A 24048-nucleotide genomic window follows, 5' to 3' on the forward strand; every position below is an offset into this window, starting at 1 on the left:
GGGCGGCCTATCGTGCGTTACTGAGGAGTACAGATGAACAACAGCTCTCGCCCCAACGGCTCGGGTTCTGGCAGCGGACGGCCGCCCTCCCGCGGTGGACGACAGGGCGGCCCCCCCAGGAGCGGTGGCCCCCGTCGTGACGGTCCGCCCCGTGGCGAGGGTGGCCCCCGTCGTGACGGTCCGCCCCGTGGCGAGGGTGGCCCCCGTCGTGACGGCGCGCCGGGCTCGGGCGCCGGACGGCCCGACCGTTCCGGCGGCCGTGGTGCGCCGGACCGTAGCGGCGGCCGGGGCGCCCCCGACCGATCGGGCGGGCGAGGCGCACCGGATCGTTCCGGTGGGCGTCCCGACCGTCCCGGTGGTCGAGGAGGAGCGCCCAACCGGCCCAGCCAGGCCCGGGAGGACTTCGAGCCGGGCGTCCACGGTGCCCGTGACGAGCGTGCCGTCGTCCCGTTCGGGCCCCCGATCCCCGAGTGGGCGACCGAGGGGGCGCTGGACAAGCACGTCCTGCGCGAGTTCGAGGCCCTCGGCGAGCGTCGTTCCACCGAGGTCGCCCGTCGTCTCGTCGCGGCCTACGTGGCCGCGGACGAGGGTGACTTCGACACGGCCCTCGCTCACGTGGCGGTCGTCCGGGTGGCCGGCGCCCGGCTCGCGGCGGCCCGCGAGGCGGCCGGCATCATCGCCTACCGGTGCGGGCGCTACGACCTGGCGTCGAAGGACCTGAAGGCGGCGCGGCGCATCAGCGGCCGGTTCGACACCCTTCCGGTGCTGGCGGACTGCGAGCGTGGGCTGGGACGACCCGAGCGGGCGCTCGAGCTCGCCGCCTCGCCCGAGGCCGCACGGCTGGACCTCGAGGCGCGCATCGAGATGCTGCTCGTCGCCTCGGGGGCGCGCAAGGACCTGGGTCAGGCCGACGCGGCCGTGCTGACGCTGCAGGTGCCCGAGCTGAAGGCTCAGCACAAGCAGGAGTGGCACTACCGCCTCGTCGCCGGGTACGCCGAGGCGTTGGCCGAGGCGGGTCGGGCCGACGAGGCGAAGGTGTGGCGGCTCAAGGCGGCGGCGCACCCCGCCGCCCCGGAGGGCCTGGAGCTGGAGGACGGCGACGACATCGGCCACTTCCTCGACCTGGACCCCGAGGACGACGACGGTCGTGTGGACGGCGGGGTCGGCCGACCCGAGTGAGGCCGACCGTCGGTGGGCCGCTCGTCGCGACCGTCAGCCCTCGCGGCTGACGGTCGCGACGGCGGTGACGAACGCGTCCCACTCGGCGCGCAGCGCCTCCCGTCTGGTGCGCCCCGCCCCGGTCAGCTCGTAGACCTTCCTCGCCGGACCGGTCTCGCTCTGCTCCCACCGGGCCACGATCGCGCCCTCGTCCTCCAGGCGTACCAGCGCGGGGTAGAGCTGGGCGCCCTTGATGGGTTGCAGCCCGGCCGTCACCAGGGCCTGCGAGACCCCGTACCCGTGCCGCGGCGCGACCGCGAGCACGTCCAGCACGAGCATGGGCAGCGAGACGCGCTGCCAGGCGGCCATGCTCAACGTCGCCCCGCCCAGGGCCGGTCGCCCCAGCCCACGACCACGGTGACCGCCGCGCTCAGCAGGAGCAGGACGACGAACACGGCGGTGAGGACGCCGCCCCCGCTGTCGAGGGCCACGATCGCGGCGGCGACGGCGAGCGGGGTGACCGTTCCGGTGACCGTGGACACCCACCAGCGCCGGGTCCGCGCCGTCCGGTCGGCCTCCGCGAGCCGGCGGGCCAGGACCACGGGGTGCCCGAACTCCACGGCCGCCGGTGCGAACCCGGCGCGGAGCGCGTGCTCGACCTCCGCGACATGACCTCGTGCCGTGGCCGCCGGCACCAGTCGGGACCGCAACCCGCCCCGGAACCGGCGGAGCCACTCGGTGTCGTCCCACCGGTCGCGAAGCACCTGCTGCGGCATCCGGTCCGCGACCACCAGGGCGAGGACGCCGGGGGCGAGCAGTGCCACGCCCAGCCACGGCACCGGCACGTCCCGCAGGGCCACGGGGTCCGGGCCGATCCCCGCCGCGGCGGCGACCCCGGCCACGGCCAGCGCGCCGACGGCGACGAGGCCCCCGACCGTGGACCCCGGCCGACCAGCGGACAAGAGGGCCCGCCCCACGCGCCAACCCACGAGCACGACGACGACGCTGACCGCGACCAGGGCGGCCCCGACGCCGACGTCGACCCGCCACCCACCGCGGACCGCGAGCAGGAGCACCGCGATCACAGCGACCCCCACCAGGGACCCGCCCACCTCCCGCAGCGCGGGGCGCAGCCCGCCGCCCTCGGAGGTCCGTACCGCCTCCTCGACCGTCGCCAGCTCGGCCGCGTCCTCGCTCGCCAGCTCGACGGCGTCCCCGAACAGCTCGGCCGCGTGCACGCCCGCCTCGTGCGCCGCCTCCAGCAGCTCGCGTTCGCGCGCCTCGAGCGCGTCCGCCGGGACGTGCCGCCCGGCCACCGCCCTCCGGTAGCGCGCCACCCAGTCCTGGTCCTGCGCCGGCCACGCCCTGACTGCCATGTCGACTCCCGTACCTAGGTAAATTCCGTATCTAGATACAACCAGGACGCTCGTCGGGGTGCAAGAGCCCGGCCCCCCCCCCGTGGCCGGCCGTGCCGTACCTAGGCCCCGTCGCGCGGGCTGGGTTGCCAGCCGGCCAGCGGCCGGACCAGGGCGCCCGAGGGGAGCTTGGGCTCGAAGGCGGTCGCCTTGTACGGCATCAGGGCGCCCCGTCGCGACAACGTGAGCACGTCGTCCAGGTCGGGGGCCGGCAGCAGCACGGCCAGGGCCCCGCTCCGCCCGGACGCCGCGGCCATGTCGGCCTGCGGCTCACGCCGCGTCCGGCACCTGACCGTGTCCTGCAGGACGTGGTCGACCAGCGTCGTCACGTCGGTGCGCGGGTGGTCGGGCCAGATCACCGTCCACGACCGGTCCCCGTGCAGCAGGCGCACGGCGCGGCCGGCGTCGGAGGTCCCCGCCTCGACCACGGCGCCCGCCGCCCGGCAGCGCTCGAGCACCCCCGTCACCACGTCCTCGGCGACCCGGTCGCGCCCGTGCAGGTCCAGCAGCACCCGGTGGATCGGACCGAGCGAGAGCGGCTCGTCGTCCGCGTCCACGACCAGGGCCGTCACCTGCGCCGGCAGCCCCTCCCGGACCAGCTGCACCGCCCCCTCCAGCCGGTGGTGCCCGTCCGCGACGAGGTACGCCCCGCCCGTGAGCAGGGCCACCACCTCGTCGGTCACCGTCGCCGCCACCTGGAGCACCCGGACGTGCCGGTCCCGTTCCGTCACCTCGTACACCGGAGCGGTCCGGCCCGCGACGAGCGCCGACACGGCGCCGCCACCGCGGTGGGTCAGCAGCAGCGGGTCCCGGTCCACGTGGGCGGCGCGCAGCGCCTTCACCCGGCGTCGGACCCCGCGCGGGTCCGTCTGCTCATGGGGCAGCAGACCACCCGAGGCGGGCGGGTCCGCGACGTCCCAGACCGCCACCACCCCGCGCACCTTGGCGTGGGGGGAGTCCAGCTCCACGGCGAACACCGCGGGCGGTCCCAGCAGGTCCCGTCCGGACTCGACCCAGCCCGCATCCCGGAGCCCGCTGTCGTGCCGGGCCGTCTCGGGGTCAGGATGGAGCAACCGGACCGGCGAGACCCCCGCCGTCCCGGTGATCATGTCCGGCATCGTACGGTCCCGGGTCGGGACGAGCAGACAGGAACGGAGGTGTCGGATGGTCGGCGCCCAGGAACCGGAGCGCGGTGGACCCGGCGACCCCGACGGCGTCCGACGACCCGCCGGCGACGTGTACGACTGGGTCTCCCGGGCCCGCGGCATGCTCGCCCGTGGCGACGCCGGAGCCGCGGCGACGCTCCTGCGGCACGCGCTGTCCGAGGTGCCGGGCTCTCCCGAGCTCGTCGAGACGCTGGCGCGGGCCGAGTTCGAGACGGGCCGCTTCGCGGTGGCCCGCGACCTGTTCGCGGACCTGGTGGAGGCCAGCCCCGACTCCGACTACGCCCGGTTCGGTCTGGGCGCCAGCCTGGTCCGGCTCGGCCGCTACCAGGAGGCCCTGCCCCACCTGGCGATGGCCGACGTCATGCGTCCCGGCCGGGCCGAGTACCAGGCGTTGCTCGCCCGAGCCCGCGCCGTCACCGAGAGGAGCCCCCGTGCCGAGGACTGACCACGACGCCCTGCTGCTGGACCTGGACGGCGTCGTCTACGCCGGAGAGCGTGCGGTCCCGGGGGCGCCGGAGGCGCTGGCGCGGCTGCGGGAGGAGGGCACCGCGCTGCGCTTCGTGACCAACAACGCCTCCCGCACCCCGCAGCAGGTCGTCGACAAGCTCGTCTCCGTCGGGGTGCCGGCGAGCGTCGAGGAGGTGCTGGCCTCGCCGCGGGCCGCCGTGGAGCTGCTGCGCGGGTCGGTCGGGCTGGCCGAGGGGGCGCACGTCGCCGTCGCCGGCACGCAGGCCCTGATGGACGCCGTGACCGGTGCCGGCCTGCGGGCCGAGCACGTCTCGCAGGTGACGCAACGCCCGGACGCGCTCGTGCAGGGGTTCTCGCCGACCACCTCCTGGGCCGACCTGGCCGCCACCACCCGCTGGGTGGCCGCCGGGGTCACCTGGGTGGCGACCAACCTGGACTCGACGATCCCCACCGACTGGGGCATCGCCCCGGGCAACGGGCTGCTCGTGCACGCCGTGGCGGAGGCGGCCGGGCGCCGGCCCGACGCCGTCGCGGGCAAGCCGGGACCGCACCTGTTCGCGGTCGCCGCGCGGTCCTGCGACTCCTCCCGGCCGCTGGTCGTGGGGGACCGCCTCGACACCGACATCGCGGGCGGTGTCGCCGCCGGCCAGGACACCGCCCTCGTGCTGACCGGGGTCCACGGCCTCGTCGACGCCCTGCGGGCCGGTCGCGACCACCGTCCCGGCCTCGTGCTGCAGGAGCTGGGTGACCTGTGGGACTCCCCGGGACGGGAACGCTCGCTCGAGCTCACCCGGCAGCTGCACGAGGCCTGGGAGGAGCTGGACGCGGCACCGGACCCGGCACGGCGGGACGAGGTGATGGCGCGTCGGCTGGAGGAGCTGTCCCCAGGGGCGGGGTGATCTCATCGCCCGAGGGTGCCGACGGGTACGGTCGGAGCCATGCAGGAGCAGACCCGGGCCGCCGTGGAGGACCTGGACGACCTCACGGTCGCCGTCGCCCGGCTGGAGGCGACCGCCGACGCCCTGGACTCCCGGCTCACCGCCGCCGCCACCCCGGGGACCGACCGGGCGTGAGACGCCGCCTCGACGTCGAGCTCGTCCGGCGTGGTCTGGCGCGCAGCCGCGAGCACGCGGGTGAGCTCGTCGCGTCCGGCCGCGTCAGCGTCGGCGGTCAGCGGGCCGACAAGCCCGCCACGCAGGTGGACGCGGCCGCGGCCGTCCTGGTCACCGAGCCCGAGGCCTCCGACTCGTGGGTGGGTCGCGGGGCGGGCAAGCTCGACGGCGCGCTCGACGCGCTCGCCACCCGCGGGCTGGCCCCGGTCGTGGCGGGGCGGGTGTGCCTGGACGCGGGGGCGAGCACCGGCGGCTTCACCCAGATGCTGCTGGCACGAGGCGCGTCCGCCGTGCACGCCGTCGACGTCGGCTACGGGCAGCTGGCGTGGCCGCTGCGCACCGACGACCGGGTGCTGGTCCGCGAGCGGACCAACGTCCGCGACCTCGCGGCCGGCTCGCTCGACCCCGCGCCCGACCTGGTCGTGGCCGACCTGTCGTTCATCTCCCTCGCCCTGGTGCTGCCGGCGCTGGTCGCCGCCGCGACCGACGACGCCGAGCACCTGCTGATGGTGAAGCCCCAGTTCGAGGTGGGCCGGGACAAGGTCGGCACCGGCGGGGTGGTGCGCGACCCCGCGCTGCGGGCGGAGGCGGTGCTGTCGGTGGTCGAGGTCGCCCGACGCCTCGGCCGCACGCTGGTGGCCGCCACGGCCAGCCCGTTGCCGGGACCGTCGGGCAACGTCGAGTACTTCGTCCTGCTCCGGCCTACCGGCACGGGGGCCGGGCCCGGGGCGGGGGCCGGCACCGGGCCGGGCACGTCGTCGGAGCAGCAGACGTCGCCGCAGGAGCAGCCCTCGTCGGAGGAGCTCGACCGGGCCCGGGCCGAGGTCGAGCGGGCCGTGGCCGAGGGGCCGACGGGCAGCACCAGCAGCACCAGCAGCAGCAGCACGAGCACCGGCAGCACCGACGACGGCCCGGAGGCCCCGCGATGACCGAGCGCCCGGCCGTGGCCCCTCGCAGCGTCCTCGTCATCGCCCACACCGGACGCGAGCAGGCGCTGCAGGCCGTCGTGTCGGTCGTGTCCGCGCTGGCCTCGGCCGGGGTCGACGTCGTGGTGGGGGAGGACCAGGCCCAGGCGCTGGCCGCGGCCATGCACTACGCCGACGTGTCCGGTGACTTCCGCCACGTCCCCGTGGACGAGGTGGGGGCCCCGTCGCCGGAGGTGCTGCACGGCGTCGACCTGGTGCTGGTCCTGGGCGGCGACGGCACGATCCTGCGGGCCGCGGAGATCGTCCGGGGGACGCCCGCCCCCCTGCTCGGGGTCAACCTGGGGCACGTCGGGTTCCTGGCCGAGAGCGAGCTGGACGGGCTCGCCGACACCGTCGAGCGGCTGGTGGCCGGCGACTACGACGTCGAGGAGCGGATGACGGTCGACGTCGTCGTCCTGGACGCCGGGCGCGAGGTGGCCCGGACCTGGGCGCTGAACGAGATCGCGGTGGAGAAGGCCAGCCGCCAGCGCATGCTCGAGATCGTGCTCGAGGTCGACAGCCGCCCCCTGACGCGGTTCGGCTGCGACGGCATCGTCGTCGCGACCCCGACCGGGTCGACCGCCTACGCGTTCTCGGCCGGCGGACCGGTGGTCTGGCCCGAGGTGGAGGCCATGCTGGTGGTCCCGCTCAGCGCCCACGCGCTGTTCTCCCGCCCCCTGGTGGTGGGGACCAGCAGCGTCGTGGCCATCGAGACCGTCCCGGGCCTGGGCGGCTCCGGGGTGCTGTGGGCCGACGGCCGCCGCTCGCTGGACCTGCCCGCGCGGGCCCGGATCGAGGTCCGCCGGGGCGAGGTGCCGGTCCGCCTGGCCCGGCTGTCGGCGACGGGCTTCACCGAGCGGCTGGTCCAGCGCTTCCGGCTGCCCGTCAACGGCTGGCGCGGCCCGGGGGCCGGCGCGTGATCGAGGAGCTGCGGATCCGTGACCTCGGTGTCATCGCCGACACCACGCTGCCGCTGCACCCCGGCCTCAACGTGCTCACCGGCGAGACCGGCGCCGGCAAGACGATGGTCGTCACCGCGCTGGGCCTGCTGCTGGGCGCCCGCGCCGACCCGGCCCTGGTGCGGGCCGGGGCCCGTGCCGCCACCGTCGACGGGCTGCTCCGGGTACCCCTCGACGGCGAGGCGGCCCGGCTCGCCCAGGAGGCCGGGGGCGAGCTCGACGACGACGCGCTGCTGCTGGCCCGATCCGTCCCCGCCGACGGCCGGGCCCGCGCCTGGGCGGGCGGGCGCGCGGTGCCGGTGTCCGTGCTGGGGGCCGTCACCGAGCAGGAGGTGACCGTCCACGGCCAGTCCGACCAGCTCCGGCTGCGCTCGACCAGCCACCAGCGCTCGCTCCTGGACGCCTACGCCGGGCCCGAGCACGCCCACCTGCTCCAGCGCTACCGCGAGGCCTGGTCCGAGCACCGCCGCCTGCTGGGCGAGCTGGGACAGGTCGAGGCCGCCGCGCGGGAGCGGGCGCAGGAGGCCCAGATGCTGCGGCTGGCCCTGACGGACTACGACCGGGTGCAGCCGCTGCCGGGCGAGGACGCCGAGCTGCACGAGGAGTGGGAGCGGCTCGCCCACGCCGACGAGCTCCAGCGGGCCGGGCACGACGCCCTGGAGGCCGTCGCCGGCGACGACGAGGCGACGACCCCGGGCGCGCAGGGGCTGCTCGCCGCCGCGCGCACCGCGCTGGAGGCGGTCCGCGAGCACGACCAGCGGGCCGCCGAGCTCGCCGACCGGCTGGCCGAGCTCACGTACCTGACCACCGACCTGGGCACGGACCTGGCCGGGTACGCCTCCGGCATCGACGCGGACCCGGGCCGCCTCGCCGACGTCGACGCCCGCCGCAACGACCTGACGCCGCTGCTGCGCGCCCACGGCGACCTGGAGGCCGCCGCGGCGTGGGCCCAGCGGTCCCGCACCCGGCTCGACGAGCTGGACGACGACGGGCTCCCGCAGCGGCTCCGCCGGCAGGCCGACGACGCCGGGGCCGAGCTGCAGCGGCTCGCCGCGGAGCTGCACGGCTCCCGCTGCTCGGCGGCGGAGCGGTTGTCGCAGGCCGTGACCGGCGAGCTGTCGTCCCTGGCGCTGGCCCGGGCGCGGGTCCAGGTCCGGGTCGGGTCCACCGAGCCCGGCCCCGACGGCGCCGACGACGTGGTCTTCCTGCTGGCCTCGCACTCCGGGGCCGAGCCGCGGCCGCTGGCCCGCTCGGCCTCCGGCGGCGAGCTGTCGCGCGTCATGCTGGCCATCGAGGTGGTCACCACGGCCGACGCCCCGGTCGGCACCTACGTCTTCGACGAGGTGGACTCCGGTGTCGGTGGCGAGGCCGCGGTGGAGATCGGTCGGCGGCTGGCCCGTCTCGCGGGTGGCGGCCAGGTCGTCGTGGTCACCCACCTGCCCCAGGTGGCGGCGTTCGCCGACCACCACCTGGTCGTCACCAAGGCCGACGACGGCACCGGGACCGTGTCCGACGTCGCCGCGGTCGACGGCGTCGACCGCGTCCAGGAGATCGCCCGGATGCTCGCGGGCCTGGGCACGTCGAGCACCGCCGCCGCGCACGCCCAGGAGCTGCTGGACACCGCCGCCTCGATGCGCGACGCGCCGCAGCGCACACCCGCCTCCCGCCAGGGGCCGTGACACCCTCGAACGATGAGGACCCTCCTGGGACGGCGACGTCAGCAGCGTGACGAGTCCGGTGTCGTCGGCACCGCCCGCGTCGCCGAGCCCGGGCACCTGCCCGGCGGGCGGTGGCGCTCCGGTGACGTGGCCGTGCTCGACCTGCCCCACCTGGACGTCCGGACCGCCCAACGGCTGCTCGACACCGGGCCGTCCGCGGTCCTGCTCGCGGGCAGCAGCACGTCCGCGCGGTACCCGCACCGCGGTCCCGAGCTGCTCCTGGAAGCCGGCGTCCTGCTGGTGGACCGGCTCGGTCCGCACCTGACGACGACCCTCACCGACGGGACCACGGTGCGCGTCGACCAGGGCCGGGTGATGGTCGGGGCGGGCCGGGACCGGTGGGTGGACACCGAGGTGCCGCTGCAGGGGCGGGTGCAGGACCGTGACACCGTCCGCCTGGCCGTCGAGCAGGCCTCGCGCGGCATGGCGGCCCAGCTGGAGGCCTTCGCCGAGAGCACGGCCCAGGTGCTCGACGTCGAGCGGGACCTCCTGCTGGAGGGCACGGGCGTCCCCGAGGTCCCGGTGCGCCTCGCCGGGCGTCCGGTCGTCGTGGTCGTGCGCGGTTTCGGGTACGCCGAGGACCTGCGGCGGCTGCGGTCCTTCATCACCGAGCGGCGACCGGTGCTCGTCGGCGTCGAGGGCGGCGCCGACGCACTGGTCGAGGCCGGTCTGCGCCCGGACCTCGTCATCACCGACGCCGACGCCGCCGACGGCACCTCGATCGGGGTCGCCGGGCTGTCGTCCGGGGCCCACGTGGTCGTGCACTGCCGCCCGGGTGAGGACGACGTGCGGCCGGCCCCGTCGCCCGACCCGGGGTCGACGAGGTTCTGCTCCCGCCTGACCACGGAGGACACCGCGGTGCTGCTGGCCCACGCCAACGGGGCCGACCCCGTCGTCATGGTCGGTTCCCCGGCCACGCTGGAGGAGTTCCTGGACCGCGGTCGTGCCGGTTCGGCCAGCTCGTTCCTGACCCGGCTGCGGGCCGGCAGCGCGGTCGTCGACGCAGCCACGGTGGCGCGGCTGCACCAGCCCCGCCGGTCCTGGGCGCTCGTCCTGCTGCTCGTGCTGGCGGGCCTGGTCGTCGTGGCGTCGGTGGCCGCCGCGACCCCGTGGGGTCAGGAGCAGCTCGCGGCCGTGGCCGAAGCGGCTCGCGGCTGGGGGCTGCCGGGCGGGGCCTCCTCCGGCGGCTGAGTCCCCGCTCGACGTGGGGTCCACCGCTCGGACCGGGGGGCGTCGGGACCGGGCTGGTGGGGCCGTGCGCCGACGCCGCCACGAGGTCGTTACGGTCTCCCCCACACGTGGAGCACCCCGAGCCCGTCCCGGGGCCCGTCGGCGGCTCGACCCGGCCGGTCACGGAGGTCCAGGCAGTGCCGACGAGCGACGACAGCCGGGCCTACCCGCGCGCGGTCGTCGTGCTGTCCTCACCGACCAAGACCGTCCGCGTCCACGTGCGCGGCCTGGTGCGACGGCTGCTGCTGGCCGGCGTCGACGTCCGCCTGGCGGGGTCCCGGGCCGTCCTGGCGGCGTTCGGCGACGTCGTCGACGTCGACGCCCGCGGCATCGTCCTGCCGCTCGGGGAGGACGTCCGCCCGGTGCACGACCTCGCGGCCGCGACCACCCTGCGCGTCGCGCTGCGGGCCCACGGCACCGACGTGGTCCACGCCCACGGCTTCCGCGCCGGGGCGGTGGCCGCCCTGGCGGTGCGGACGCTGCGGCCCAGGCCCGCGCTGGTCACCACCTGGCACTCGTCGCCCTACCCCGGTGACAGCGGCCGGATGGCCCTGGGGGCGGGGGAGAGGCTGGTCGCGCGCTCCAGCGACGTCACCCTGGCCCCCAGCGCCGACCTGCTGGGACGGGCGCAGGCGCTGGGTGCCCGTCGGGCCCGGCTGTCACCGGTCTCGGCGCCGGCGGTGGACCCGCCGACCCGACCGCGGGACGAGGTGCGGGCGGGCCTGGCCCGGGAGCTGGGGATGGACGCCGACGTCCCCTGGATCCTGACGGTCGGGCGCATCGTGCCGCAGAAGAACCACGACCTGCTGCTGGACGCCTCCGCCCGCTGGCGGGGTCTGCACCCCGCGCCGGAGGTGCTGGTGGTCGGGGTCGGGCCGGGGCCGGTCGTCGCCCGGCTGCGGCGGACCATCGCCGAGGAGCGGCTGCCCGTGCGGCTGCTCGGCGCCCGGGACGACATCGCGGCCCTGATGCACGCCTCGGACGTGTTCGTCCTGACGTCGCGGTGGGAGGCGCCCGCCCTGTCGGTCCAGGAGGCGATGCACGCCCACCTGCCCGTGGTGTCCACCGCCGTCGGCGGCGTCCCGGACGTGCTGGGCGACACCGGCGTCCTGGTGCCGGGGGACGACCTGGAGGCGTTCGCCGTCGAGGTGGCCCTGCTGCTCAGCGACCCGGTCCGCGCCGAGGCCCTGGCCGAGGCCGCCGGGGCCCGCGCCCGGGCCATGCCGGACGAGGACGACGTGGCCGCGGACGTCCTCGACTCCTACGCCGAGGCCTGCGCGGCCCGCCCCACCCGGCCGCGGCGGCACCCGGTGGACCCGGCCGACTGATAGCGTCGAGGTCCGTGGTGGAGCGCGCGGTCACTCAGCAGATATTCGTCACCGGGGGCGTCGCATCGTCCCTGGGCAAGGGGTTGACCGCCTCGAGCCTGGGCCGGCTCCTGCGGGCCCGGGGCATGCGGGTGGTCATGCAGAAGCTGGACCCCTACCTCAACGTCGACCCCGGGACGATGAACCCGTTCCAGCACGGCGAGGTGTACGTCACGGAGGACGGCGCCGAGACCGACCTGGACATCGGGCACTACGAGCGGTTCCTGGACATCGACCTGGACGCCGCGGCCAACGTGACGACCGGGCAGGTGTACTCCGCCGTCATCGCCAAGGAGCGCCGCGGGGAGTACCTGGGCGACACGGTGCAGGTCATCCCGCACATCACCGACGAGATCAAGGCCCGGATGCGGGCCAAGGCCGGTTCCGACGTCGACGTGATCATCACCGAGATCGGCGGCACGGTCGGCGACATCGAGTCGCTGCCGTTCCTGGAGGCCGCCCGCCAGGTGCGCCAGGACGTCGGCCGCGACGACGTGTTCTTCGTCCACGTGTCCCTCGTGCCGTACATCGGGCCGTCGGGGGAGCAGAAGACCAAGCCGACCCAGCACTCCGTGGCCGCGCTGCGCAGCATCGGCATCCAGCCCGACGCCATCGTCTGCCGGGCCGACCGCTACATCCCGGACTCGGTCAAGCGCAAGATCGCCAACTCCTGCGACGTCGACCTCGACGGGGTCGTGGCCGCCATCGACGCGCCCTCCATCTACGACATCCCCAAGGTGCTGCACGCCGAGGGCCTGGACGCCTACGTCGTGCGCCGGCTCGGCCTGCCCTTCCGGGACGTGGACTGGACCCAGTGGGACGAGCTGCTGCGTACCGTCCACCACCCCGCCCACGAGGTCGAGATCGCCCTCGTCGGCAAGTACACCGACCTGCCCGACGCCTACCTGTCGGTCACCGAGGCGCTGCGCGCGGGTGGCTTCGCCAACGACGCGCGGGTCCGGCTGCGCTGGGTGCCGTCGGACAGCTGCGACACCCCCGAGGGAGCCCGACGCGCGCTGGAGGGCGTCGACGCGGTGTGCGTCCCGGGCGGGTTCGGCATCCGGGGCATCGAGGGCAAGCTCGGCACGCTGCGGTGGGCGCGGGAGAACCGGGTCCCCACGCTGGGGCTGTGCCTGGGCCTGCAGAGCATGGTCATCGAGTACGCCCGCACCGTCCTGGGCCTGGAGGACGCCAGCAGCTCGGAGTTCGACCCCGACACCAGCCACCCGGTGGTGGCGACCATGGCCGAGCAGCAGGACATCGTGGCCGGGGCCGGGGACCTGGGCGGGACGATGCGGCTGGGTTCCTACACGGCCCGGCTCACCGAGGGCAGCGTCGTCGCGGGCGTCTACGACGCGACCACCTGCGTGGAGCGGCACCGGCACCGCTACGAGGTCAACAACTCCTACCGCGGGCGGCTCGCCGAGGCGGGGCTGGTGTTCTCCGGCACGAGCCCGGACGGCGCGCTGGTCGAGTTCGTCGAGCTGCCCCGCGAGGTCCACCCGTTCTACGTCGGCACGCAGGCCCACCCCGAGTTCCGGTCCCGGCCCACCCGGGCCCACCCCCTGTTCGCCGGGCTGGTCGCGGCGGCGCTGCAGCGGCAGGCCGAGGAGCGGCTCGACCTGGACGAGGCGCAGATGCAGCACGCCGACCTGGACGACGGGGCCGACGGGGCCACGGACCGGTCGACCACCGCCGCCGCGTCCGTCGCGGGCGCCTGAGGTGCCGCAGGACCGGTACGCGCCGCGCCCGGTGACCGGCCGCGAGCGTCTCGTCGAGGGCATGAAGTGGGACGTCGTGGCGGACGACTTCACCCTCGAGCCGCCCGAGGGGCAGGACGTCGACCCCGTCACGGTCCGTCGGGAGTACCTGGAGCACCCGGGCGCGGTGAGCGTCCTGGCCATGGACGACGACGAGCGGGTCCTGCTGCTGCGGCAGTACCGCCACCCCGTCCGGCACGAGCTCTGGGAGCTGCCGGCCGGGCTGCTGGACCTGGACGGCGAGGAGCCGTTGCTGGCGGCGGAGCGCGAGCTGTGGGAGGAGGTCGACCTGCGGGCGGGCCGCTACGACCTGCTCGTGGACTTCCTCAACTCCCCGGGTGGTTCCGACGAGGCCCAGCGGGTGTTCCTGGCCCGCGACGTGCAGGTGGTGCCCGAGACCGAGCGGTTCACCCGCGAGAACGAGGAGGCCGGCATCATCACGGCCTGGGTGCCGCTGGACGAGGCGGTGGCGGACGTCCTGGCGGGGCGGATCCAGAACCCGGGCGCCGTCATTGCGCTGCTGGCCGCCGACGCCGCCCGCCGGGCCGGCTGGTCGACGCTGCGCCCGGTCGACAGCCCCTGGCCGATGCACCCGACCTACCGTCCCGCCCCGCGCGGCACGGACGCGCCGAGCACCTAGACTCCCGGGAGCCCGTCAGCCCCGAGAAGACAGAGGACCTCCCCCGTGCTTCGCACCCACACGGCAGGCGCCCTGAGCGCCTCCGAGACCGGCACCGCCGTCACCCTCACCGGTTGGGTCGCGCGCCGTCGCGACCACGGTGGGGTCGCGTTCATCGACCTGCGTGACGCGTCCGGCGTGGTCCAGGTGGTCGTCCGCGACGAGACCATCGAGTCCTCCGGGGCGCACGAGCTGCGCAACGAGTACTGCGTCAAGGTGTCCGGCACGGTCCGCCGCCGCCCCGAGGGCAACGAGAACCCGGCCCTGCCCACCGGCGAGATCGAGGTCGACGTCGACGAGCTCGAGGTGCTGAGCCCCGCGGACCCGCTGCCGTTCCAGGTCGACGAGCACGTCGAGGTGGGCGAGGAGGCGCGGCTGCGCCACCGCTACCTGGACCTGCGCCGCCCCGGCCCCGCCGCCGCGATGCGCCTGCGCAGCGAGGTCAACAAGGCCGCCCGCACCGTCCTGGACGACCAGGGCTTCGTCGAGGTCGAGACGCCCACGCTCACCCGCTCCACCCCCGAAGGGGCCCGCGACTTCGTCGTGCCGGCCCGCCTGGCGCCCGGCTCGTTCTACGCGCTGCCGCAGAGCCCCCAGCTGTTCAAGCAGCTGCTCATGGTCGGCGGGCTCGAGCGGTACTACCAGATCGCCCGCTGCTACCGCGACGAGGACTTCCGTGCCGACCGGCAGCCGGAGTTCACCCAGCTCGACGTCGAGATGAGCTTCGTCGAGCAGGACGACGTCATCGCGATCGGCGAGGACGTGCTGCGGGCGCTGTGGGCGCTCGTCGGCCACGAGATCGGTGACGTCCCGCGGATGACCTACGCCGACGCCATGGCGCGCTTCGGCACCGACAAGCCCGACCTGCGCTTCGGCCTGGAGCTGGTCGACTGCACCGACTACTTCGCCGACACCCCGTTCCGGGTGTTCCAGCAGAAGGCCTCCGGCGGCCACGTCGGCGCCGTCGTCATGCCCGGCGGCGCCGGGCAGCCCCGCAAGGTGCTCGACGCGTGGCAGGAGTGGGCCAAGCAGCGGGGCGCCAAGGGGCTGGCCTACGTGCTGGTCGCCGAGGACGGCACGCTGGGCGGTCCGGTGGCGAAGAACCTGTCCGAGTCCGAGCGGGACGGCCTCGTCGCGCACGTCGGCGCCTCGGCGGGCGACTGCGTGTTCTTCGGCGCGGGTGCCGTGCCGGAGGCCCGCGCCCTGCTCGGTGCGGCGCGGGTGGAGATCGCCCGCCGCACCGGCCTGATCGACGCGGCCGACGCCGCGGCGCCCGGCGGCAAGGCGTGGTCGTTCGTCTGGGTCGTCGACGCCCCCATGTTCGAGTCGTCCGCATCGGCCACCGCCGCGGGCGACGTCGCGGTCGGCGCGGGGGAGTGGACCGCCGTGCACCACGCGTTCACGTCACCCAAGCCGGAGTTCCTCGACAGCTTCGACTCCGACCCCGGTCGCGCCCTGGCCTACGCCTACGACATCGTCTGCAACGGCAACGAGATCGGCGGCGGGTCGATCCGTATCCACCGCCGCGACGTCCAGGAGCGGGTGTTCTCGATCATGGGCATCGACGCCGACGCCGCCCAGGAGAAGTTCGGGTTCCTGCTCGACGCGTTCAAGTTCGGCGCCCCGCCCCACGGCGGCATCGCGTTCGGCTGGGACCGGATCGTCATGCTGCTGGCCGGCGCGGACTCGCTGCGCGAGGTCATCGCGTTCCCCAAGTCCGGTGGCGGTCACGACCCGCTGACCGGCGCCCCGGCCCCCATCAGCGCCCTGCAGCGCAAGGAGGCCGGCATCGACGCCAAGCCGGAGCCCAAGGCCTGACCCGGGCCGGCCCGGCTGGCCGGGCCGGCCGGGCTGGTCCGGCTGGCCGGGTGGCACACGCAGTGGTCGTGAAATGGGCCTCGAAGGGCGTGGATCGCGACCACAACGTGTGCCAGGCAGGACGGGCGGGGCAGGACGGGCGGGGCGGGACGGCCACGGCGGGATGGGCTGGGCAGGACTAGGCGGGGAGCTCGCGGGTGGCGTAGTCGTGGCCGCCCGTGAAGCCGATGCGGTCGTAGAGGGCCCGGGCGACGGTGTTGCCGGACCACAGCGCCAGGCTGACGGCCGGGGCGGTGCGCAGCAGCCGCCGGGTCATGCCCACCGTGAGGGCCGCACCGAGGCCCTGCCGGCGGGCCGCCGGTGACACGGCGATGCTCGACAGGTGCGGCACCCCGGGGGTGTGCTCGGTGACGGCGCCGCAGGCCAGCAGCCGGCCGTCCTCGTCGGCGACCGCGGCCCACGACCGGGCGCCGGGGCTGCCCGGTCGGACGTAGGCGTCGGGGTTGGCCTCGTCCAGGAGCTCGTCCAGGCGTACGGGGTCGGGGTCCCAGCGCACCCGGTCCTCACCCGGCACGATCGGCAGCGCTGAGGTGGTGTGCAGCCAGGCCCACAGCGAGCCGTGCTCCGGGTGCGCGAACGGCAGGGGTACGGCGGCGTCGACCGTCACCTCGTGGGGCCGGAGCGCCCGGCACAGGTCCTCGACGACCTCGCCGACGCGGGCCACGTCCCCGCCCACGTGCAACCCCCCGCGGGAGAAGTAGGACGTCGGCGCGTACCCCACCGCCCACCACCCCTCGCCGGAGCGGACCTCGCGGACCGCGGCCGGCGCCAGGTGGTGGGTGACGTAGGCGTCGCGGCCCGACGCCACGACGGCCTCGCGCCACGACCGTCCGACCAGGCGCCCCGGGGCGGCACCGGTCACTCGCTGACCCCGATCCGCTCGTGCAGGCGTCGCAGCGGCCGCGGCGCCCACCAGTTCCACTCCCCGAGCAGGGTCATGGTCGCGGGCACGAGCAGGATCCGGACCAGGGTCGCGTCGATGGCCACGGCCGTGGCCAGCGCGACCCCGGTCTGCTTGATGATGAGCAGCTCACCGGTGACGAAGCCCGCGAACACGATGACGATGATGAGCGCGGCCGAGGTGATGATGCGCCCGGACCGCTGCAGCCCGGCCGCGACGGCCTCGTCGTTGCCCATCCCGGAGTCGCGCAGCTCCTTGATCCGGGCCAGCAGGAACACCTCGTAGTCCATCGCGAGGCCGAAGCCCAGGGCCAGGACCAGCGGCGGGATGAACGCCTCGATGCCGCCCGTCGACGTGAAGCCGAGCAGCTCCTCGCCCCAGCCGTCCTGGAACACCAGCACCAGCACCCCGAACGACGCCCCCAGCGACAGCACGTTGAGGACCAGCGCCTTGGCCGGGATCAGCAGGGAGCCCGTCATGAGGAACAGCAGCACGAACGTGGCCAGCACCACGACACCGATCGCCAGCGGGGCGTCGCGCAGCAGCGACGCGGTGAAGTCGTCCAGCGACGCGGCGAGCCCGGTCACGTACGTCTCGGCGCCCACGTCCAGCGCCCGGACCTCCTCGATGACCTCCAGCGCCTGCGCCGAGGAGGAGTCCTCGACGGCCAGGTCGACGTCGACCACGGAGATGCCGTCCAGCACCTGCGGGGGGCGGACCGCGTCGACGTCGGCCAGGTCCTCGACCTGCGCCACCAGGTCGGCGACCACGGCCTCGTCGGTGGACTCCAGGACCACGGTGACATCCGGCGCCGACAGCGCGGGGAAGTCCGCGTCCAGGGTGTCGAACAGCTCCCGCTGCTCGTTGCCCGCGGGCAGCAGGGCCGTGCCCGAGGAGCGCAGCTGCATGTCCAGCGCCGGCACGGTCAGCAGGGCGAGGACCGCGGTGGTCGCCCCCGCGACCAGCCACGGCCGGCGCTGGGTCCAGGCGGCCAGGCCGGAGAAGAACCCCGTCGGTGGCGGGACGTCGCCGAAGGCCGTCGACAGCCGCCCCAGCCCGGGGACGCGTCGCAGCAGGCCGGGACGCAGCAGCCGGTCCCCGCCCGCGGCCAGCAGCGCCGGCACCAGGGTCAGGGCCACGAGCAGCGCCACGACGACGACGCTGAGCCCGGCCGCGCCGACGGCCCGCAGGATCGACGCCTCGAAGAGCAGCAGCCCGGACAGGCTCAGCGCGACCGTGATGCCGGAGAACATGACGGTGCGGCCCGCGGTCGACATGGTGCGGCGCAGGGCGTCGACCCGCTGCTCGCGGGCGCTGTGCCGGTGTCGGTGCCCGGGCACCCGTGCGTCGACGGGAAGGTCTCCCGGGCGGCGGCGGGCCTCCTCGCGGTAGCGGGACACGATGAGCAGGCCGTAGTCGATGCTGAGGCCCAGCCCCAGCACCGTGAGGATGCTGACCACGGAGGAGTCGATGTCCACCAGGTAGGAGAAGCCCAGCAGGCTGGCCAGCGCCGCGGCGACCGACGCGACGGCCCCGACGATGGGGATGCCCGCGGCGAGGAACCCGCCGAACACGAACACCATGACGGCCAGCGACAAGGGCAGCGCGATCAGCTCGCCGCTGCGCAGGTCCTCCTCGACCTGGCCGGTGATGGCCTCGATCAGCTGGTCGACGCCGCCGACCGTGCCGCTGCTGCCGGGCAGGTCGGCCTCGACGTCGACGACGAGCTGCTCGAGCCGTTCCACCGCCGCCTCCGCGTCCGCCTCGGCGACGTCGTCGGCCGGGACCACCACGACGACGACCGCGTCCCCCTCGGTCGACACGTAGGCCAGGGCGCGCGGGTCCTCCGGGGCGAACGCGAACGGGTCCGCGACGGACGTGACGCCGTCGACCTCGGACAGGTCGGCCCGCGCGTCGCCGACCAGCCCGGCCAGGGCCGGGTCGGCGGGGTCCACGTCTCGCAGCAGGGCCGTCAGCACGGCCCCGGAGTCCGACGCCTCGGCGATGCGCTCGGTCGCGGTCAGCGACTCCCCGGGCACCGTCGGCTCGCCGGAGGTCAGTCGGTCGAACAGGGACTGGTTGCCGAAACCACCGCTGGCCAGCGTGAACGCGCTCGCCGCGACCGTCAGCCAGACCAGCAGGGTGACCCAGGGATGGTGGCCGACCAGACCACCGAGGCGGCCGAGCAGACCGACGGGACGGGGCGCACCGACAGGACGGGGCGGGCTGGCAGGGGCAGGCACACCGATAGGTTGGCAGCAGTGGACGCCTCAGCTGACCCCGCCCTGCCGCTCGCGGTCAGGATGAGACCCGGTCGGGTCGACGAGCTCGTCGGCCAGCAGCACCTGCTGGCCCCCGGCTCGCCGCTGCGTCGTCTGGTGGAGCCGCGATCCGGGGCGGACAGGATCGGGCCGAGCTCGGTCGTGCTGTGGGGGCCGCCCGGGGTGGGCAAGACGAGCATCGCCCACCTGGTCGCCTCGGTGCCGGGTCGCCGCTACCGCGAGCTGTCGGCGGTGACGGCGGGGGTGAAGGACGTCCGTGCGGTCATCGACGACGCCCGCCACGCCCGCGACGGCCTCGAGCAGTCCGAGACGGTGCTGTTCATCGACGAGATCCACCGGTTCAGCCGCTCGCAGCAGGACGCCCTGCTCCCGGCGGTGGAGAACCGGCTGGTGACGCTGGTCGCGGCCACCACGGAGAACCCGTCGTTCTCGGTGGTGTCGCCCCTGCTGTCGCGCTCGCTGGTGCTCACGCTGCGGCCGCTGACCGACGACGACGTGGACGGGTTGCTGGCCCGGGCCCTCACCGACCCGCGTGGGCTCGGTGGGCGGGTCGAGCTGTCCGGGCCGGCGCGGGAGCACCTGGTCCGTCTGGCCGGTGGTGACGCCCGCCGCGCGCTGACGATCCTGGAGGCGGCGGCGGGGGCGGCGCTGGCCCGCACGGCGCACGAGGCGGGCGAGGCGCCCGAGAGCGCGGGCGCCGAGAGCGCGGGCGCCGAGAGCGCGGGCGCTGACGGGGCGGGCGCTGACGGGGCGGGCACTGACGGGACGGGCACTGACGGGACGGACGCCGACGGGGCGGACGCCGACCGGCCGGTCGTGGTGGCCCTGGAGGACGCCGAGGCGGCGGTGGACGTGGCGGCGGTCCGCTACGACCGCGAGGGCGACCAGCACTACGACGTGGCCAGCGCCCTCATCAAGTCGGTGCGTGGCAGCGACGTCGACGCCGCGCTGCACTACCTGGCCCGGATGCTCGAGGCGGGCGAGGACCCCCGGTTCGTGGCCCGTCGCCTGATGATCAGCGCGTCGGAGGACATCGGCATGGCCGACCCGTCCGCGCTGCAGACCGCCGTGGCCGCGGCCCAGTGCGTCGCGCTGATCGGGATGCCGGAGGCCCGGATCGTCCTGGGCCAGGCCGTCGTGCACCTGGCGACCGCCCCCAAGTCGAACGCCGCCTACCTGGCGATCGACGCCGCCATCGCCGACGTCCGGGCCGGCAAGGGCGTCGGGGTGCCGGCGCACCTGCGCGACGCCCACTACGCCGGCGCGCAGAAGCTGGGCCACGGGCAGGGCTACCGCTACGCCCACGACGAGCCCCACGGCGTCGCCGCGCAGCAGTACCTGCCGGACGACCTCGTCGCCGCGGAGTACTACCGACCCACCGACCGGGGCGTCGAGGCCCGGCTGGGGGAGCGGCTGCAGCGGTTGCGCGCGCTGCTGGGGCGGCGGTCCAGCAGGTAGGGTCCCCGACATGTCTGCTGGAGATGTCGCAGGGCTGATCGCGGCCATCGCGTTCGTGCTGCTCGTCGGCGCGCTCGCCGTGCCGCTGGTCAAGCTCGGCTCGCTGATCGACGAGGCCCGGATCACCGTCCGCAACCTGTCGAACGAGACCACCCCGCTGATCGCAGGCGTGACGACCACGGTCGAGCAGACCAACGCCCAGCTGGGCAAGGTCGACGTGATCACCACCAACGTGGCCTCGACCACCACCAACGTGTCGGCCCTGACGGCGCTGTTCGCCGCGACGCTGGGCAGCCCGATCATCCGGGTCGCCGCGTTCAGCTACGGCGTGCGCCAGGCCGTCACCGGGGCCCGCAGCGGCCGTCGCGCCGGACGGCGGGCCCGGTGAGCCGCGCCCTCTGGGCCGTGGCCGGTGCCGTCGCGGGTGTCGTCGTGGTCCGCAAGGTGACGGGCTCCCTGCGCCGCGCCACCCCGGAGTCCGTCGCCGACGCCGGGGCCCGGTTCGCCGGGGCCGTCGGCAGCAAGGCGTCCCAGGGCCTGAGCGGTCAGGTCCGTCGGCTGGCCGACGACGTCGCCGACTTCGCCGCCGCGGTCCGCGAGAACGCCGCCGAGCGCGAGGACCTGCTGCGCAGCGCCCTGGGCGTCGACGTCGAGACCGGTGGCATCGACCCGGACGAGGCCCGTGACCTGCTGGCCCACCCCACGCAGCGCCACGAGGACCGTCGGGCGGGCTGACCGCCCACCCATCCTTCCCCGCACGATCACCCGGCCCGCCTTGTCGTGGGCCCGTGAGAGGACCCCCTGATGGAGACCGCCGAGATCCGCCGCCGGTGGCTGTCGTTCTTCGCCGACCGCGGCCACACCGTCGTGCCCAGCGCGTCACTGGTCTCGCCGGACCCGTCGCTGCTGTTCACCGTGGCGGGCATGGTGCCGTTCATCCCGTACCTGACCGGTCGGGAGACCCCGCCCTACACCCGGGCCACCAGCGTGCAGAAGTGCGTGCGCACCCTCGACATCGAGGAGGTAGGCCGCACCACCCGGCACGGCACGTTCTTCCAGATGAACGGCAACTTCAGCTTCGGCGACTACTTCAAGGCCGACGCGATCCGGTTCGCCTGGGACCTGCTCACGACCAGCCAGGACGACGGCGGGTACGGCTTCGACCCCGAGCTGCTGTGGGCGACGGTGTACGAGGAGGACGACGAGGCCTACGGCCTGTGGCAGGAGGTGGCCGGGCTGCCGCCGGAGCGGATCCAGCGCCGCGGCCGCACCGACAACTACTGGTCGACCGGGCAGCCCGGGCCCGCCGGTCCCTGCTCGGAGATCTACGTCGACCGCGGTCCGGCCTACGGCGTCGACGGCGGCCCGGTGGCCGACGAGGACCGCTACCTCGAGGTGTGGAACCTCGTCTTCATGCAGTACGAGATCGACCAGGTCCGCAGCAAGGAGGAGTTCCGCGTCCTCGGCGAGCTGCCCAGCAAGAACATCGACACGGGGATGGGCCTGGAGCGGGTCGCGCTGCTGCTGCAGGGCGTCGAGAACATGTACGAGATCGACGAGATCCGCCCCGTGCTGGACCGGGCGGCCGCCCTGGCCGGGGTCACCTACGGCGCCGGGACCGTCGGCGGGCACGACGTGACCGACGGCTCGCCCGAGCAGACCGCCGCGCACGAGACCGACGTCCGGCTGCGGGTGGTGGCCGACCACGTCCGCAGCGCGCTCATGCTCATCGGTGACGGTGTCCGTCCCGGCAACGAGGGCGCCGGCTACGTGCTGCGCCGCCTCGTCCGTCGCGCCGTGCGGGCGATGCGGCTGCTGGGCGTGCAGACCCCGGTCCTGCCCGAGCTGCTGCCGGTGAGCATGGAGCGGATGAGCCGCTCCTACCCCGAGCTGCGCTCCGACTTCGGTCGGATCTCCACCATCGCCTACGCCGAGGAGGAGGCGTTCCGGCGCACCCTGGACTCCGGCACCGCCCGGTTCACCGCGGCGGCCGACGGCACCCGCGCCCAGGGGCGTCGCTCGGTGTCGGCGGAGGAGGCGTTCGCGCTGCACGACACGTACGGTTTCCCGATCGACCTGACGCTGGAGATGGCGGCCGAGCAGGGCCTGGCCGTCGACGCCGACGGGTTCCGGCGGCTGATGGGCGAGCAGCGGGAGCGCGCCCGCGCCGACGCCCGGGCCAAGAAGACCGGTGGCGTCGACACCAGCGTCTACCGCTCGGTGGCCGACGCCGCGGGCGGCCCGGTGACGTTCACCGGCTACGAGACGACCACGGGCGACGCCACCGTCGTCGGGCTGCTGGTCGACGGGGCGTCCGTCCCGGCCGCCGCCGAGGGCGCCGACGTCGAGCTGGTCCTGGACCGCACGCCCTTCTACGCCGAGGGCGGCGGGCAGCTCCCCGACGCGGGCACCGTCCGCACGTCATCGGGCGCGAGCGTCGACGTGGTCGACGTGCAGAGCCCCATCACCGGCCTGGTCGTGCACCGTGGCCGGGTCACCGACGGCGAGGTCGTCGTGGGCGACGTCGTGCGCGCCGAGGTCGACCTGGAGCGCCGGCGGTCCATAAGCCGCGCCCACACCGCGACCCACATGGTGCACAAGGCGATCCGCGAGGCCCTCGGCGAGACGGCGACCCAGGCCGGCTCGGAGAACGCACCGGGCCGGTTCCGCTTCGACTTCAGCTCCTCCGGCCCGGTGCCGCCGACGGTCCTGCGCGACGTGGAGCAGCGGGTCAACACGTTGCTCGCGGACGACCTCGAGGTCAGCGCCGAGATCATGACCCAGGAGCAGGCGCGGGCCGCCGGGGCGATGGCCCTGTTCGGCGAGAAGTACGGCGACGCGGTCCGCGTGGTGTCGGTCGGCGACTGGGCCCGCGAGCTGTGCGGCGGTACCCACGTCGAGCGCTCCGGCCAGCTCGGCGTGGTCACCCTGCTGGGCGAGGCGAGCATCGGCGCCGGGGTCCGGCGCGTCGAGGCCCTGGTCGGGGTCGACGCCTACGCCCACCTGGCCCGGGAGCACGTGCTGCTGGCCAGCGTCACCGACGCCCTCAAGGTCCGCCCCGACGAGGTGCCCGAGCGCGTCGAGCAGATCGTCACGCGGCTCCGCGAGGCCGAGAAGGAGCTGCAGCGGCTGCAGGGCGAGAAGGTCCTGCAGGCCGCGCCCTCCCTGGTCGCCGCGGCCGAGGACCTGGCCGGCACCCGGTTCGTCGCCGCCCACGTCGGAGAGGTCGGTGGCGACGACGTCCGCTCGCTGGTGCTGGACGTCCGGCAGCGCCTGGGCGCCACCTCGGCGGTCGTGGCCCTGACGGCGGTGGCCAAGGGCCGACCGCTCGTGGTCGTGGCCACCAACGAGGCCGCCCGTGAGGCCGGGGTCGCCGCGGGCGCGCTGGTCAAGGTGGCGGCCGGGGTCCTCGGCGGCGGGGGCGGCGGCAAGCCCGACCTGGCCCAGGGGGGCGGCACCGACCCCGCCGCGGTCGAGCAGGCCCTCGCGGCCGTCCGGCGCGAGGTGTCCGGGACGGTCGGGGCCTGAGCCC

At 75.4% G+C, this 24048-nt stretch carries 21 protein-coding genes; 16 read left to right on the forward strand and 5 right to left on the reverse strand.

Annotation, left to right across the window (positions count from 1 at the left end):
- Positions 1–33 precede the first annotated feature (33 nt).
- The gene (locus tag ACR80Q_RS13470; protein ID WP_435378147.1) at positions 34–1179 is read left to right on the forward strand and encodes a hypothetical protein; all 1146 of its coding nucleotides are present in this window, start codon (positions 34–36) and stop codon (positions 1177–1179) included.
- Between the two features lie 33 nt (positions 1180–1212).
- On the opposite strand, the gene ACR80Q_RS13475 is transcribed toward ACR80Q_RS13470, so the two are convergent.
- From ACR80Q_RS13475 to ACR80Q_RS13485, 3 genes are all read right to left on the reverse strand, one after another.
- The gene (locus tag ACR80Q_RS13475) at positions 1213–1527 is read right to left on the reverse strand and encodes a PadR family transcriptional regulator (RefSeq protein WP_435378148.1); all 315 of its coding nucleotides are present in this window, start codon (positions 1525–1527) and stop codon (positions 1213–1215) included.
- A gap of 2 nt (positions 1528–1529) precedes the next feature.
- A complete protein-coding gene (locus tag ACR80Q_RS13480) occupies positions 1530–2534 on the reverse strand; it encodes a hypothetical protein (RefSeq protein ID WP_435378149.1) in 1005 nt (334 codons plus the stop codon).
- Positions 2535–2635: 101 nt separating this feature from the next.
- Positions 2636–3682, reverse strand: coding sequence for a DUF1015 family protein (locus ACR80Q_RS13485; RefSeq protein WP_435378150.1), 1047 nt, complete (start codon positions 3680–3682; stop codon positions 2636–2638).
- Between the two features lie 55 nt (positions 3683–3737).
- Here ACR80Q_RS13485 and ACR80Q_RS13490 point away from each other — a divergent pair, with 55 nt between their 5' ends.
- The 11 genes from ACR80Q_RS13490 (at position 3738) to aspS (ending at position 15815) form a co-directional block, all read left to right on the forward strand.
- Entirely contained in the window at positions 3738–4184 is a 447-nt protein-coding gene (locus ACR80Q_RS13490; RefSeq protein WP_435378151.1) for a tetratricopeptide repeat protein, read from the forward strand.
- Entirely contained in the window at positions 4171–5106 is a 936-nt protein-coding gene (locus ACR80Q_RS13495; protein WP_435378152.1) for an HAD-IIA family hydrolase, read from the forward strand. Before ACR80Q_RS13490 ends, ACR80Q_RS13495 begins: the two co-directional genes overlap by 14 nt.
- Positions 5107–5145: 39 nt before the next feature.
- Entirely contained in the window at positions 5146–5280 is a 135-nt protein-coding gene (locus tag ACR80Q_RS13500) for a hypothetical protein (RefSeq protein WP_435378153.1), read from the forward strand.
- On the forward strand, positions 5277–6248 hold the full coding sequence (locus tag ACR80Q_RS13505) for a TlyA family RNA methyltransferase (protein WP_435378154.1): 972 nt from the start codon (positions 5277–5279) through the stop codon (positions 6246–6248). The genes ACR80Q_RS13500 and ACR80Q_RS13505 overlap by 4 nt, the downstream gene beginning before the upstream one ends.
- Positions 6245–7204, forward strand: a complete 960-nt coding sequence (locus tag ACR80Q_RS13510; RefSeq protein WP_435378155.1) for an NAD kinase — start codon at positions 6245–6247, stop codon at positions 7202–7204. Before ACR80Q_RS13505 ends, ACR80Q_RS13510 begins: the two co-directional genes overlap by 4 nt.
- Positions 7201–8922 carry a DNA repair protein RecN gene (recN, locus tag ACR80Q_RS13515; RefSeq protein ID WP_435378156.1) on the forward strand — a complete coding sequence of 574 codons (1722 nt, stop codon included), beginning with the start codon at positions 7201–7203 and terminating at the stop codon, positions 8920–8922. The genes ACR80Q_RS13510 and recN overlap by 4 nt, the downstream gene beginning before the upstream one ends.
- 12 nt (positions 8923–8934) lie before the next feature.
- Positions 8935–10152, forward strand: coding sequence for a putative cytokinetic ring protein SteA (gene steA, locus ACR80Q_RS13520; RefSeq protein WP_435378157.1), 1218 nt, complete (start codon positions 8935–8937; stop codon positions 10150–10152).
- A 176-nt stretch (positions 10153–10328) separates the two neighbouring features.
- Positions 10329–11519, forward strand: a complete 1191-nt coding sequence (locus tag ACR80Q_RS13525) for a glycosyltransferase family 4 protein (RefSeq protein ID WP_435378158.1) — start codon at positions 10329–10331, stop codon at positions 11517–11519.
- Positions 11520–11533: 14 nt separating this feature from the next.
- A complete protein-coding gene (pyrG, locus tag ACR80Q_RS13530; protein ID WP_435378159.1) occupies positions 11534–13279 on the forward strand; it encodes a CTP synthase in 1746 nt (581 codons plus the stop codon).
- Between the two features lies 1 nt (position 13280).
- On the forward strand, positions 13281–13958 hold the full coding sequence (locus tag ACR80Q_RS13535) for an NUDIX domain-containing protein (RefSeq protein WP_435378160.1): 678 nt from the start codon (positions 13281–13283) through the stop codon (positions 13956–13958).
- Positions 13959–14003: 45 nt separating this feature from the next.
- Entirely contained in the window at positions 14004–15815 is a 1812-nt protein-coding gene (aspS, locus tag ACR80Q_RS13540; RefSeq protein ID WP_435378161.1) for an aspartate--tRNA ligase, read from the forward strand.
- A 178-nt stretch (positions 15816–15993) separates the two neighbouring features.
- Here aspS and ACR80Q_RS13545 read toward each other — a convergent pair whose 3' ends face one another.
- Both ACR80Q_RS13545 and ACR80Q_RS13550 read right to left on the reverse strand, forming a co-directional pair.
- A complete protein-coding gene (locus ACR80Q_RS13545) occupies positions 15994–16737 on the reverse strand; it encodes a GNAT family N-acetyltransferase (protein WP_435378162.1) in 744 nt (247 codons plus the stop codon).
- Positions 16734–19019, reverse strand: coding sequence for an MMPL family transporter (locus tag ACR80Q_RS13550; protein WP_435378163.1), 2286 nt, complete (start codon positions 19017–19019; stop codon positions 16734–16736). The genes ACR80Q_RS13545 and ACR80Q_RS13550 overlap by 4 nt, the downstream gene beginning before the upstream one ends.
- Before the next feature lie 60 nt (positions 19020–19079).
- On the opposite strand from ACR80Q_RS13550, the gene ACR80Q_RS13555 reads away from it, so the two are divergent.
- The 4 genes from ACR80Q_RS13555 to alaS all read left to right on the forward strand — a co-directional run bounded on the left by ACR80Q_RS13555 (position 19080) and on the right by alaS (position 24044).
- A complete protein-coding gene (locus ACR80Q_RS13555; protein WP_435378278.1) occupies positions 19080–20516 on the forward strand; it encodes a replication-associated recombination protein A in 1437 nt (478 codons plus the stop codon).
- 10 nt (positions 20517–20526) lie between these two features.
- Positions 20527–20904, forward strand: a complete 378-nt coding sequence (locus tag ACR80Q_RS13560) for a DUF948 domain-containing protein (protein WP_435378164.1) — start codon at positions 20527–20529, stop codon at positions 20902–20904.
- Positions 20901–21251, forward strand: coding sequence for a hypothetical protein (locus ACR80Q_RS13565; protein ID WP_435378165.1), 351 nt, complete (start codon positions 20901–20903; stop codon positions 21249–21251). The genes ACR80Q_RS13560 and ACR80Q_RS13565 overlap by 4 nt, the downstream gene beginning before the upstream one ends.
- 69 nt (positions 21252–21320) lie before the next feature.
- On the forward strand, positions 21321–24044 hold the full coding sequence (gene alaS, locus ACR80Q_RS13570; RefSeq protein ID WP_435378166.1) for an alanine--tRNA ligase: 2724 nt from the start codon (positions 21321–21323) through the stop codon (positions 24042–24044).
- Positions 24045–24048: the final 4 nt, after the last annotated feature.

It is taken from the genome of Aquipuribacter aurantiacus, assembly GCF_051216895.1.
Taxonomy (GTDB): Bacteria; Actinomycetota; Actinomycetes; order Actinomycetales; family JBBAYJ01; genus Aquipuribacter.